This window comes from Streptomyces aidingensis (genome assembly GCF_900112355.1).
GTDB lineage: Bacteria > Actinomycetota > Actinomycetes > Streptomycetales > Streptomycetaceae > Streptomyces > Streptomyces aidingensis.
Window position 1 is genome coordinate 120,216 of record NZ_FOLM01000005.1, and the last position, 12,735, is coordinate 132,950.

The 12,735-nt window shown below is 75.2% G+C and carries 11 protein-coding genes; 2 read left to right on the forward strand and 9 right to left on the reverse strand.

The window, feature by feature from the left end; all coding sequences use genetic code 11:
* Positions 1-31: 31 nt before the first annotated feature.
* The 9 genes from BM242_RS11625 to BM242_RS11665 form a co-directional block, all read right to left on the reverse strand.
* Positions 32-676: a D-sedoheptulose-7-phosphate isomerase gene (locus BM242_RS11625; protein ID WP_093838688.1), complete on the reverse strand. Its 645-nt coding sequence runs from the start codon at positions 674-676 to the stop codon at positions 32-34.
* A gap of 76 nt (positions 677-752) precedes the next feature.
* A complete protein-coding gene (locus BM242_RS11630; RefSeq protein WP_093838689.1) occupies positions 753-2,102 on the reverse strand; it encodes a glycosyltransferase in 1,350 nt (449 codons plus the stop codon).
* Positions 2,099-3,067: a glycosyltransferase gene (locus BM242_RS11635; protein WP_093838690.1), complete on the reverse strand. Its 969-nt coding sequence runs from the start codon at positions 3,065-3,067 to the stop codon at positions 2,099-2,101. Before BM242_RS11635 ends, BM242_RS11630 begins: the two co-directional genes overlap by 4 nt.
* A gap of 108 nt (positions 3,068-3,175) precedes the next feature.
* Positions 3,176-4,225 (reverse strand): glycosyltransferase family 9 protein, encoded by a 1,050-nt coding sequence (locus BM242_RS11640; RefSeq protein ID WP_093838691.1) that lies wholly within the window; start codon positions 4,223-4,225, stop codon positions 3,176-3,178.
* Positions 4,222-5,166, reverse strand: coding sequence for a D-glycero-alpha-D-manno-heptose-1,7-bisphosphate 7-phosphatase (locus tag BM242_RS11645; RefSeq protein WP_139238322.1), 945 nt, complete (start codon positions 5,164-5,166; stop codon positions 4,222-4,224). Before BM242_RS11645 ends, BM242_RS11640 begins: the two co-directional genes overlap by 4 nt.
* 62 nt (positions 5,167-5,228) lie before the next feature.
* Entirely contained in the window at positions 5,229-6,410 is a 1,182-nt protein-coding gene (locus BM242_RS11650; RefSeq protein ID WP_093838693.1) for a glycosyltransferase family 2 protein, read from the reverse strand.
* Positions 6,411-6,510: 100 nt separating this feature from the next.
* The gene (locus BM242_RS11655; RefSeq protein ID WP_093838694.1) at positions 6,511-8,181 is read right to left on the reverse strand and encodes a carbamoyltransferase family protein; all 1,671 of its coding nucleotides are present in this window, start codon (positions 8,179-8,181) and stop codon (positions 6,511-6,513) included.
* Between the two features lie 170 nt (positions 8,182-8,351).
* Positions 8,352-9,401 carry a UDP-glucuronic acid decarboxylase family protein gene (locus BM242_RS11660; RefSeq protein WP_093838695.1) on the reverse strand — a complete coding sequence of 350 codons (1,050 nt, stop codon included), beginning with the start codon at positions 9,399-9,401 and terminating at the stop codon, positions 8,352-8,354.
* A gap of 66 nt (positions 9,402-9,467) precedes the next feature.
* On the reverse strand, positions 9,468-9,917 hold the full coding sequence (locus tag BM242_RS11665) for a DUF4383 domain-containing protein (RefSeq protein ID WP_093838696.1): 450 nt from the start codon (positions 9,915-9,917) through the stop codon (positions 9,468-9,470).
* Positions 9,918-10,140: 223 nt separating this feature from the next.
* Between BM242_RS11665 and BM242_RS11670 the strand changes: the two genes are divergently transcribed.
* Together BM242_RS11670 and BM242_RS11675 are read left to right on the forward strand one after the other, a co-directional pair.
* Entirely contained in the window at positions 10,141-11,220 is a 1,080-nt protein-coding gene (locus BM242_RS11670; protein ID WP_093838697.1) for a YihY/virulence factor BrkB family protein, read from the forward strand.
* A gap of 129 nt (positions 11,221-11,349) precedes the next feature.
* The gene (locus BM242_RS11675; RefSeq protein WP_139238323.1) at positions 11,350-12,531 is read left to right on the forward strand and encodes a hypothetical protein; all 1,182 of its coding nucleotides are present in this window, start codon (positions 11,350-11,352) and stop codon (positions 12,529-12,531) included.
* Positions 12,532-12,735 lie beyond the last annotated feature (204 nt).

Sequence of the window (12,735 nt, forward strand, 5' to 3'; positions counted from 1 at the left end):
GGCCGGCTCGGCGACCGGCTCGGCGACCGGCTCAGTGGCCGGCGAGCCGGGCCGCCGCCTCCGCGGCCCGGTCGGCACCGAGCGCGCCATCGGGCTCGGCACCGGCCGCTATGTCGAAGGATTCGCACATCAGATGCAGGGCGACGAGATGAGCCTCCTGGACCGTGGCGGTGCTCGGCGCGTCGATGGCCAGGGCCTCGTCCGCCTCCGCGGCCAGCGGGTTGGGACGCGGGCCGGTCATGGCCCACACCCGCAGCCCGGCGGCCCGGCCGGTGTTCGCGGCCCGCACCAGATTGGGGCTGCGGCCGGAGGTGGACAGCACGACCAGGATGTCGCCGGGCCGGCCGTGCGCCTCCACCTGGCGGGAGAAGACCTCGTCATAGCCGTAGTCGTTGCCGATGGCGGTCAGCGAGGAGGTCTCGGCGTGCAGGGCGATGGCGGAGTAGGCGGGGCGCTCGGTGCGGTAGCGGCCGACGAGCTCGGCGGTCAGATGCTGGGCCTGGGCGGCGCTGCCGCCGTTGCCCGCGGCGAGCAGCCGTCCGCCGACCGGCAGCACCGCGGCCAGATGCCGCCCCCACTCGGTGACCTGGGCAAGCCCTTCCGCCCGGAAGTGGGCCAGCGCGTCCTGCAGGGACTGGCAGTGCTCGTGTGCCACACGCTGTGCGGTGGTGCTCATGGTGCTTCTCCTTGACTTCCGTCGACTTCCGTCGGCTTCCCTTGACTTCGTCGGTTTCCGTGGCCCCCGCTCGGGCTCAGGGCGCCGCGGCGGGCGCGGGCGCCCGCCCGGCGGCCGGGGCGCGGGCCGGGGCGAGGGCGGCGCGGTAGGCGGCCTCGGTGGCGGCGGCCACCCGGTCCCAGCCGTACCGGGCCAGCACCCGGCGGCGGCCGGCGGCACCGCAGGCCGCCCGGGCGGCCGGATCGGCGAGCAGGGCGGCGACGGCCGCGGCCAGCGCGGCCGGATCGCCCGGCGGCACCAGCCGCCCGGTGCCCGGATCGGTCACGGTGTCGAGCTGTCCGCCGACCGCGCTGGCCACCACCGGCCGCCCGCAGCTCATCGCCTCCAGCGGAACGATGCCGAACGGTTCGTAGTCGGCCGGGCAGAGCACCACATCGGCGCCGCGCAGCAGGGCCGGAACGGCGTCCCGGGGCACCGCGCCGGTGAACACCACGCGCCGCGCCACGCCCGCCCGCCGGGCCGTCTCGCGCAGCCGCCGCACCTCGGGGTCGGAGTCCAGCTTCTCCGGCGGCGGGCCGCCCGCGATGACCAGCTCCGTGCCCGGCAGCCTGGCGAGTGCGGCGATGGACACCGCGGCGCCCTTGCGCGGCACCAGCCGTCCCAGATGCAGCAGCCGGAAGGGGTGCCGGGACCGGGACCGGGGCCGGGGCCGTGAGCCGGAGCGCGAATCGCCGGGGCCGGGGTCGCCGGGGTCGTCCGGACGGAAGGTGTCCGGGTCCACCCCGCAGGGCACCACCGTCGTCCGCTCCGCCGGTATGCCCATCGCGGTCAGCTCCCGCACCTCGTCCTCGCAGGTGGCGATCACCAGGTCGCAGCGTTCGCCGATCCGCCGCTCCAGCGCGATCCGGGCGCGCGGGCTGGTGTCGGCGGAGCCCTGGTGACGCCGCTTCACCGTGCCCAGCGCGTGGTAGGTGTGGCACAGCGGGATCCGCCGGGCGTCCGGGGGCGCGGAGCCGAGGGCGTGCAGCGCGGCCACGCCCGACATCCAGAAATGCGTGTGCAGCAGATCCGGCCGCCCCTCCGCGCCGTCGCGAGCCCACTGCTCGGCCAGGAAGCGGGCGAATTCCGGCATGTGCGGCAGGAGAAGGTCCTTGGGCAGCGGCTCGGGCGGCCCGGCCGGCACATGGCGGACCGTCACCCCGGGCCCGGCCGGCACCTCGTCCGGCAGCCGGCCGGCGGGCGCGTCGCGCCGGGTGTAGACGGTGACGCGGTGGCCGCGGGCGGCGAGCGCGGTGGCCAGCCTGGCCACATGCACATTCTGCCCGCCGGCGTCCACGCCGCCCAGCGCGGCCAGCGGGCTCGCGTGCTCGGAGACCATGGCTATCCGCAGCGGCGGTCCGGTCGTCCGCGGGTCGGTCCGGGTCATCGCCGGGTCACCTCCTCCAGCAGGCGGTTCCAGTCGGCGAGGAAACGTTTGAGGCCGTAGCGGGAAAGGGCGGCGGCCCGCGCCCGTTCGCCCGCCTCGGCCGCCGCCTCCGGCTCGTGCAGATAGCGGCGGGCCGCCCGGGCCAGCTCCTCCGGACGGGTGGAGAGCACGCCCGCCCCGGCCGGGACCGCCTCCACCGCCTCCGTGGTGGCCAGCGCGACCACCGGCATGCCCAGATGCATGGCCTCGATCAGCGACAGCCCGAGCGAGGTCCAGCGGACGGGATGCAGATAGAGACGGCGGCGGGCCATCTCGGCGTGCAGCCCGGCCTGCGGCAGCTCGTGGCTGCGGCAGCGCTCCGGCGGCAGGCCGAGACGGTCCGCCAGGCCCTCGGTGGCCATTCCGAAGACATCCAGCGGGACCGCCCCGGACAGCGCGGGCAGCAGATCGGTGCCGGTGAACCGGACGCGCCGCACCGGTTCGTTCACCACCACGGCGGCGCGCTCCAGCTCACCGGTCCAGCGGTGGCCCGGGTCCACCACCCCGTGCTCGATCACGGTGGTGCGGGCGCGGCCGTTGTCCCAGAACAGCCGGTTGAAGTGGGTGACATGGACCAGCACCAGATCGGTGCGGTCGGCGCACGGATGACGGGTGAGCGGCACCTCGCCGTCGGGGGCGTTGTGCTCCAGATAGACGGCGGGCAGGTCCCGGCCCGGGCGGCGTCCGCCCAGCCACCGCTCGGCGAGCGCGAGTTCGTGCGGGCGCTGGAGGACGACCGCGTCGATGCCGGCGTCCCGCAGTTCCGCGGGGGAGAGCTCACGGACGGAGGCGGGCCAGGGGAAGGTGCGGGCCCGGCCCAGTCCGTCCGGGCCGCGGTCCGGCAGCACCGGCACCAGATAGGTGTGCGGGCCCTGGACGAAGGACGTGGTCCAGGAGCCGTGCACGTGCCACAGCAGAATGTTCACCGGCTCACCTCGTTCGTGGGCTCGTTCGTCGGCTCGTTCGTCGGCTCGTCAGTCGGCTGGTCAGTCGGTCGGTCGGGCCGGTGGGCGGGTCGGCCGGTGGCCGGTCCGTCACCCGGTGGTGAGGGGTGCGGGATGCGGGGCGGCGGGGGAGATCAGCGACTCCACCGCGGACCGCACCTCGCCGTCGGTCACCGAGTCCAGGCACGGATGGCCGGGCACCGGGCAGACGCGCGCCCGGGTCCCCCGGCAGGGCGCGTCCTGCCTGCCCAGCACCACATGCGGCACCCGGTAGGGCAGCCACCGGTCGGCGGGCACCACCGGGGCGAACAGGCAGGCCACCGGCGTGCCGGCGGCTGCCGACAGATGCGACGGGCCGGTGTTCCCGACCACGGTGCAGCGGGCCCGGGCCAGCACCCCGGCGAGCTCCGGCAGCCGGGTGCGTCCGCCCAGGTCCAGGGCGTGCCGTCCGGCCACGGTGGCGGTCAGCTCCTTCTCCGCCGGGCCGCCGGTGACCACCACCCGGTGCCCGGCCCCGGCCAGCGCGGCCACCGCCCGGGCGGCTCGCGCCGGGGACCAGGCGCGGGCCGGAACCGACGCGCCGGGATGCACCACCACATAGGGCTCCGGCCCGGTCAGCGCGGTGGTGTCGGGCGGGGCGGTGATGCGCAGTTCGCCCCGGTCGTCCTCGGGCAGGGCGAAACCGGCCGCCTCGGCCAGATCCAGCGCGGCGGCGGCCTCGTGCCGCTGGTCGGCGCGGCGGTGACGCAGATCGAGCAGGGAGCCGGGGTAGTCCTCGCAGTCCGCCGCCACCCAGGGCACGCCGGCCATCTTCAGCAGCAGGGCGGCGGGCAGCGGGCTCTGGTGGTAGGAGGCCAGCACCAGCGCCCGGTCGTAGCGGCGGGCGGCGATCCGGTCGACCAGGGCGTCCATCGTGTCGCGCCGGACCCGGGGCGGGGAGAATCCCACCCACGGGGCGTCGTGCACCAGGATCTCGTCCAGACCGGGCAGCAGATGGGCGGCGGCCTCGCCCAACGGCCCGCAGAGCATGGCGGTATGGGCGGAACCGGCGGCCACCGCGCGCACCGCCGGGCCGGCGAGCAGCACATCGCCGGCGTTGTCCAGGCGGACCACCAGGGTCCGGGGGCGGCGGATGATCATCGGTGCCCCCGGCTCTCCCGGCTCTCCCGGCTTTCCCGGTCCGCGGTGCCCGCCCCGGCCCGTCCCCGACCGGTGCCCGTTCCGGTTCCGGTGCCGGTGCCGGCTCGGTGGCGGGGAACGTGCTCGCGCAGCAGGGCGCGCACCGCGGCGGCCACGGTGGGCGCGGTCTCGGGCGCCTCGGCGATCTCCCGGGGGAGGGTGATCGGGGTGGGCACCAGCACCCCGCGCGCCCCGGCGGCCCGGGCGGCCCGCACGTCCGCGCCGATGTCCCCGATGACCACGGTGTGTTCCGGGCGCACGCCGAGCCGGGCGCAGGCGGCGTGCACCAGGCCGGGGGCCGGCTTGCGGCAGCCGCAGCCCTCGGCTGGGCCGTGCGGGCAGACGGCCCACACCGCGAACGGGCCGAGCAGTTCCTCGACGCGCCGCTGCACGGCCGTCAGCCGGTCCCGGGTGAGCAGGCCGCGGGCGACGCCGGACTGATTGCTCACCACGCCGAGCGCGATGCCCCGGGCGCGCAGCAGTTCCAGCGCTTCCCGGACGCCGGGGACGGGCCGCACCCGCTCCGGGGCGTCGTTGTAGGGCACGTCCTCCACCAGCGTGCCGTCCCGGTCGAACAGCACCGCGCGCAGCCGGTCCGGCGGTGCCGGTGCCGGTGCCGCGGCGGTCCGGGGCCCCGGCCGGTCCCGGGCGGGAAAGAGCCACGGGGCCGGGGCGGGCGGCGGAGACCAGGGCGTCTGCGGGGACGGCACGGCTTCCGGCGCCGCCGCGGGCCGGGATATGCCGTGTCCGGACGGCGGCCGTCCGGACCGCGCCGGCCCCGTCCCGCCGCCCTCCGCCGCGGGGGCCGTGGCCACGGTGTCCGCCGTGTCCGCCGGGGCCTCCGGGGCCTCCGGGGCCTCCGGGGCGCACGGGGGCTGCGGGGCGGGCGTGCTGTGTCGCATGGGCCCGTGAGTAGCCGGAAGCCCGCCGTCGAAACCGTGGCCGGGTCCGTCACCGGTACGTATCATGCGCTTTCACCCCGATGGCGCAGCAGGCCGGCCAGCCAGTGCCCGGCCGCCACCGGCGGGATCAGCACGCTGGTGGTGACCATCCGGGCGGCCTCGTCGGCGGTGCGCGGGCCGGGCGCGATCCGGGCCGCCGCGAAGTCGGCGGTGCCGGCCAGCCACAGGCCGCCGCAGACGGCCGCGGCCCCGCGCCGTCCCAGGGCGGCGGCCAGCAGCGCCGCCGCGCCCGCCGCCGTGGTCGCCAGATGCCGGGGCAGCCGGCCGCGCGGCGCCTGGGCCCGGGACCACCAGTCGCGGCCGTGGATGCGGGTCATCAGCACGTCGTCGGCGTTGCCGGCCTGGGCGCGCACCGACACCCACCAGTCCGCCGGGCGCACCGGATGCTCGGTGCGGCGGCGCCCCCGCTCCAGCGTCCAGCCGGTGTCCTGCACCCGCAGCGCCAGATCGGCGTCCTCCCGGAAGGCCCGCGGAAAGCGTTCGTCGAAGCCGCCGACGGCCTCCAGGGCGGCCCGGCGGTAGGCCATGTCGGCCGTGATCCAGCGGGCGTCGGCCAGCCCGGCGGTGACCCGTTCCCAGTCGGTGGCGCGTCGGTCCGGCGGCAGCGGGACACTGATCCGGCCCTGCACGCCGGCGGTGCCGGGGTCGGCGGCGGCCAGGTCGGCGGCCAGATCGGCGGCCCAGCCCGGGGAGGGCACCACGTCGTCGTCGAGGAAGGCGATCCAGCGTTCCGGGACGGTCCGCCAGCCGGCGTTGCGGGCGGCGGCCGGCCCGGCCGCCGGGCCGGTGACGATCTCCACCAGGGGGCGCAGCGGTGCGGGGACCGTCACCGGCAGCGGCTCGGGGTCGTGCGGCGGGCGGTCGTCCACCAGCACGATGCGCCGCGGCAGCGGGCCGTGGCCGGCGGCCAGCGCCTGGAGGGTCCGGGTCAGGCTGGGCCGGCCGAGGGTCGGGATCACGACGGCGTAGGCCAGTTCCTCGGGCAGGCTCTCCGGCCGGCCCCGGCCGGTGCCGGCCGCCTCCGGGGGCGGGTGCCAGGACGCGGCGTCGCTCCAGTCGCCGGTGGCGTACCACTCCGGCACGCCGTCCGCGGCATCCGGGTCCCGGTCCCGGTCCCGGTCGTCGTCCTGCTGGTGCTCCTGCTCGTGCTCGTCCCCGTGCGGGCGGGTGGGTTCGGCGGCCATCCTCGGCACCCCTTTCCCTGGTTCTCCGGCCTCTTCCGGCGTCTTCCGGCTCTCTCTTCGGCCCTCTTGTCCGGCCTTCTCGGTCCCCGCGGCGCGGCGCTCAGACCACCGGCGGGCGGTCGGGACCGGCGAAGAAGGCGCCGCGCCGTACCGCGAACGGCCCGATCGCCAGCAGGTCGACGGGCGAGGAGCCGAAGCACTCCAGTGCGTCCCGGGGGTCGTCCACCATCGGCCGGCCGGCCGTGTTGAGGCTGGTGTTGACCACCACCGGCAGGCCGGTCAGCCGTTCGAAGGCGGTGAGCATGCGCGCGACGAGCGGCTCGGCGGCCGGGTCCACCGTCTGGATGCGGGCCGTGCCGTCCACATGCACCACGGCCGGGATGCGGTCCCGCCACTCCTCGTCCACCCGGTGCGTGAAGAGCATGTACGGGCTGGGCAGCGGCCCGTCGTGGAAGATCTCGCCCGCCCGGCCGGCCAGCACCATGGGTGCCACCGGCCGGAACTGCTCACGGCCCTTGACGTCGTTGAGCCGCTCCAGATTGCCCGACTTGCCGGGGTGGGCCAGCAGCGAACGGTGGCCCAGCGCCCGCGGACCGAACTCCGAACGTCCCTGGAACCAGGCCACGACGGCGTCGTCCGCCAGCGCCTGGGCGACCGTGACGGCGATGTCCGGCGGCCGTTCGTAGGGCACCGCCGCGGTCTTCAGCCACGCCTCCAGCTCGGCCTCCGACCAGCCGCGCCCCAGATCCGTCCCGGACATCGGCACGGCGGGCACGCCGCCCCGGGCGGACAGCAGCAGGGCCGCGCCCAGCGCTGTGCCCGCGTCGCCCGCGGCGGGCTGCACCCACACCCGGGAGAACGGCCCCTCGCGGGCGATCCGGGAGTTGGCCACGCAGTTCAGCGCCACCCCGCCGGCCATGGTGAGCACCGGGTCATGGGTCCGGCCGTGCAGCCAGCGCACCAGGTCCAGCAGGGTCTCCTCCAGACACGCCTGGGCGCTGGCGGCCAGATCGGCGTGCTCCTGGCCCCATGCCTGGCCGGGGCGGCGCGGCGGGCACAGCGTGTCCCAGGGCACCGCGGTGGCGCGGAAGCCGCCGTCACCGGTGGCGTGCACATGGCGGCGGAGTTCGGACAGCATGCGGGGCCGGCCGTAGGAGGCCAGCGACATCACCTTGTACTCGTCGGACGAGCGCAGAAAGCCCAGATGCGCGGTGAGTTCCTCGTAGACCAGGCCCAGGGAGTGCGGGAGCGCCTGCGCGTGCAGCGGTTCCAGGTCTCCGGCGCCGTTGCGGCGGGCGGCCAGATGGGAGGCGGACTCACCGCGGCCGTCCAGCACCAGTACCGAGCAGTGCTCGGCGTCGGGGGCGGCGAAGGCGCCGGACGCGGCGTGCGCCATGTGGTGCGGCACGAAGCGGACGGCGGCGGGGTCCAGTCCCGGCAGGGCCTCGGCGAGGAAGCCGGGTGCCTCGCGGGCGTAGAGCTGGCGCAGATGGTCCCAGGGGTCGTCCAGGCCCAGGTCGTCCGCCGGGCGGGCCAGGGCCGGGTCGTAGGAGTAGGCGACCGCGTCCAGGTCCTGCGGGCGGAGACCGGCCTGCTTCAGGCACCAGGCGGCGGACTTCTCCGGCAGTTCCCAGGCGGAGAAGGGGAGCGGCCGTTTGCCGTGCTTGCGCCGGGAGAAACGTTCCTCCTCGGCGGCGGCCACCACCCTGCCGTCGATGACCAGAGCGGCGGCCGGGTCGTGGAACAGGGCGTTGATTCCGAGAATGCGCATCTGAACGGCCCCTTCGGCGGGCCGCTGCCGGGTACGGCGGCAGCGGGGTGGAACGGGGGGGAGCGGGAGGAGGGCGCGGGCTGCGCCCGGGCCCGCCACACGGGCGGCTACGGGCTACGCGGGTCACGGGCCCGGAACGCCGGTCACACCGGTCACGCCGGTCACGCCGGTCACACCGGTCGGGCCGGGCGCGGTCCGGCCCCGGCCGCGGCGCCGTCCCCGCCGCCGTCGCCGGCCGGGGCATGCTCGCGGAACCAGGCGATGGTGCGGGCCAGCCCGTCGTCCGCGTCGATCCGCGGCTCCCACTGGAGCTTGCCGCGCGCCAGGGTGATGTCCGGGCAGCGCACCGCCGGATCGTCGGCCGGCCGCTCGATGAAGCTGATGACGGAGGAGGAGCCGGTCAGCCCGATGACCTTCCGGGCCAGCTCGATCATGGTGATCTCGTCCGGGTTGCCGATGTTGACCGGTCCGCGCAGGTCGGAGGCGGCCATGGCAAGGATGCCGCGCACCGTGTCGTCCACATAGGCCAGCGAGCGGGTCTGCCGGCCGTCACCGGTGACGGTGAGCGGCGCCCCGGCCAGCGCCTGGCGGATGAAGGTGGGCACGGCCCGCCCGTCGTGGCCGCGCATCCGCGGCCCATAGGTGTTGAACAGCCGGACAATGCCCGTGTCGGTGCCGTGCGCCTCGGCCTCCGCGCAGGTCAGCGCCTCGGCGAAGCGCTTGGCCTCGTCGTAGACACTGCGCGGTCCCACCGGGTTCACATGCCCCCAGTAGGTCTCGCTCTGCGGATGCTGCTGGGGATCGCCGTACGCCTCGGAGGTGGAGGCGAGTACGAAGCGCGCACGGTGCCGCCGGGCGAGCTGGAGCGCGTTGCGGGTGCCCAGGCTGCCGGTGTCCAGGGTGTGCAGCGGCAGCCGCAGATAGTCGGCCGGCGAGGCCGGGGAGGCGAAGTGCAGCACCAGGTCCACCTCGCCGGGCACCTCGAACGGTTCGGTGACGTCCGCGGGTATCAGCGTGAAGCCGGGCCGCCCGCTGAGATGGGCGGTGTTCTCCGGGCGTCCGGTGCAGAAGTCGTCCACGCAGCACACCTCGGTGCCCTGCTCCAGCAGGGCGGTGCACAGATGCGAGCCGAGGAATCCCGCACCGCCGGTGACCACGGCACGCCGGAAGCGCGCCGGCCGCTGTGCCGCGGTCTCCTGCCGGGCCTGTCCTTCGTCCATGATCTGCCGTCCTGTCCTGTGACTGTCCTGTGACTGTCCTGCGCCTTCCGTGGCTTCCGCGGCGGCTCAGTGCGGTGCCGGGGCGCGGCGCGGCAGGATGAGGCCGAGCGCCACCATGCCCACTCCCAGCCCGAAGTGCAGCCAGTCGTCCGCAGTGTTCAGGGGCACGAAGTTGGCGTCGCTGTCCTTGTCCACGGCGAGTCCGAAGATCCACAGCACCAGATAGATCAGGCCACCGCCGATGAGGAAGGAGCGGGCGAGCGCCGCGGTGCGGGCCATCAGCACCCCGGCCACGCCGAAGGCCAGATGGACCAGGTTGTGCAGCACGGACACCTGGAAGAGTCCGAAGAGTTCGGCCTCCGACTCGTGCCCGGCGAACTTCATCTCCCCGAAGTCGGTGGTGATGCCGGGAATGAAGCCCAGCACGCCCACCAGCAGGAACACCAGGCCGATCAGCGAGGCGGCGATGGATACGGGCGCCCCGCGGGCGACCGTAGTGCGGTAGCGGCTTGTCATGTGTCCCTCCGGTTGACTGGCTGCACGGCAGCTCACTCGTGTACTGGCCGGAAGTGAGTACCCGCGCTCCGTCATGGAAAACCGGGCAAAACATGACTGAATACCAACAAATCACAAAAACCGATTACTACCTGTAATAATCGGGCGTGCTGTCCGCGCGGAACGGGTATCCGGGAGAGGTACACACCGTCCACCGCCTCCGGCATCCGACGAGGTGACAGTCATGGCTCACGGTGCTTCCCTGCCCGACGGTCCGGGCGAACTCAGCGGTCGGTCCTGGCGGGACGTGCTGAAACGCACCCTGAAGAACTTCAAGGCGGACAACCTGACCGACTGGGCAGCCGCCCTGACCTACTACGGCGTTCTGTCGATCTTCCCGGCCCTGCTGGCCCTGGTCTCGATCCTCGGCCTGATCGGCTCGGACGCCATCGACCCGCTGGTCGACAACGTCGCCTCGCTGGCGCCCGGCGCCGTGCAGGAGGTGCTGACCAGCGCCCTGGACCAGTTGCGGGGCAGCCGGGGCGCGGCGGGGCTCGCGCTGGTCGTCGGTCTGGCGGTCGCCCTGTGGTCCGCCTCCGGGTATGTGGCCGCCTTCATGCGGGCCTCCAACATCGTCTACCGCGTGCCGGAGGGGCGGCCGGTGTGGAAGACCCTGCCGGTGCGGGTGGGCGTCACCCTGGTGCTGGTGGTGGGACTGGCGCTGACGGCCGTCGGCATCACCGTCACCGGGGGCATCGCCCGCCGGGTCGGCGATGTCTTCGGCCTGGGCGACACCGCCGTCCTGGTCTGGGACATCGCCAAATGGCCGGTGCTGCTGCTGCTGATCAGCGTGATGATCGCGCTGCTGTACTGGGCCTCGCCCAACGTGAAGCAGCCCGGCTTCCGCTGGATCACCCCGGGCAGCCTGCTGGCCGTGATCGTCTGGATCATCGCGTCGGCGGCCTTCGCCCTCTACGTCGCCAACTTCGGCAGCTACAACCAGACCTACGGCTCGATCGCGGCCGTGATCATCTTCCTGATCTGGCTCTGGCTCACCAACACCGTGATCCTGCTGGGCCACAAGCTGAACGCCGAACTCGACCGCGGCCGGGCCGTGGAGGCCGGCCTGCCGCCCGGCCACGAGCCGTTCGCCGAACTCCGCGACTCCCGCAAGGCCGACACCGAGTCCAAGGAACGGGCCGAGGAGACCGCCGAGCGCACCGGAGCCACCGGCCCGCACCGTTCGGACCGCCGGGACCGGGACACGGACAACGGCACCGACAGGGACAGCGACACCGGCAGCTCCGGCGCCACCGCGGCCTGACCCTCCTGCCCGCCCGCCCGCGCCGAGCCGGCCCTTCATTCACCATGGCGGTATCCCGGTCGGCCTCTGCTGTGGGATTGTGCGGCAGTGGGATCTTCACTTCCGGCCACCGCCCCCCGGCGAGCAGGCATGGAACGGGCGGCACACACATGGACATCCGGATACCGGCCGCTCCTGTACGCGGGAGCGACGATCGCGGGGCTGCTGACCGTGGCGATGGTGCTCGGCCTGCTGAACGAGGGCTGGGACGCCGTCCTCGCGGCCGGTCCGGAGGGCGCGGCCTCGCCGGTCCTGCCGGTGCTGGGGCTTGCCGTGTGCCCCGCCATGTTCCTCTGCCTGGCGTGCCAGTTGCGGGCCCGGGTCCGGATCGGCGGAGACAGCCTGCTGGTCCGGAACCTGGGGCGGGAACGGGAGATACCGCTGACGGACGTCGTGGCGGTGCTGCCGCGGACCGGCGGCGGGGCCGTCGTGCTGCGCCGCTCGGCGCCACCGGTCAGGTCGTTCGTCCTGGAACGGCGGGTCAACGGGCGTCCCGGGGACCATCCGGCCGGGTCCCTGGTCCGGGAAGTGGCCGCCGCCGCGCGGACCCGGCGTCACGGCCCGGCGGCCGGCTCTCCCGGACCGGCGCCGTTCCGCTATGCGCGCGCCGCCGCCGTCGCCGGGCTGCCGCCGGTGCCGGGTGCGGACCGGACGGCGGCGGGCCGGTGGCGGTCGAGGTGGGTCCTGTGGCGGGCCTCGGGCGTCCCGGCCTGCGCGGCACTGACGCTGTCGGTCGTCGCCCTGGCCGGCTACGGGCCGGATGCGATGGGAGCCGGGCGGGCCTGGCTGCCCGTGGCGGTCGCCGCGGTGCTGACGTTCACCACGGCGGTGCGCGTCTGGATCTGCCGGCTGCTGCTGCCATGGGTGCGGCTGCTGCCGCGGCTCGCGGGCCGGCCACCGGCCGGGTCCTGGAGCTATGTGCTGCTGCACCACACGCGCACCGGTGACCCCTGGCTGGTGCTGTACCCCCGGAACCCGGATGCCGACGCGGCACCCGTGGCGATGCTGCCGCTGGAGAAGCCAGGACCGTTCCACGACCCGCTGCGGGGCCTGCCCGCTCCGCTGGGAACCGCGGACCTGCACCGGGGACCACGGGCCGTCCGGGTGTACGGCCGCAAGCAACGGGCCGAGGGTCCGGCGGCCGTGCCGGTGATCGGCGGCCGGCCCGTCTGGCCCCGCGAGCCGCTCATCGAGATCGGCCCGGCCGTTCGGGACCACCGGGAGACCCTGGCCTCCCTGCTGCCCGGCAAAGGCGTCAGGGATGCTGCGTGATGATCGGCCGAGGGCTCCAAGGGCGCTGCCCCAGGAGCCGCCGCCCCGGGCCCGATATCGGTTCAGCCCGGTGCATGACCCGGTGCTGCGGCGGGTGAGGGGGCGCCGGTCACGGGGGGCGTTACAAGGCGGTTACGGTCTGCTCCTCCCGGCGGGCGGTCCTCCGGTCCGTTCCGGTCCGGCTGTGCCGGGCCGCACGGCCGG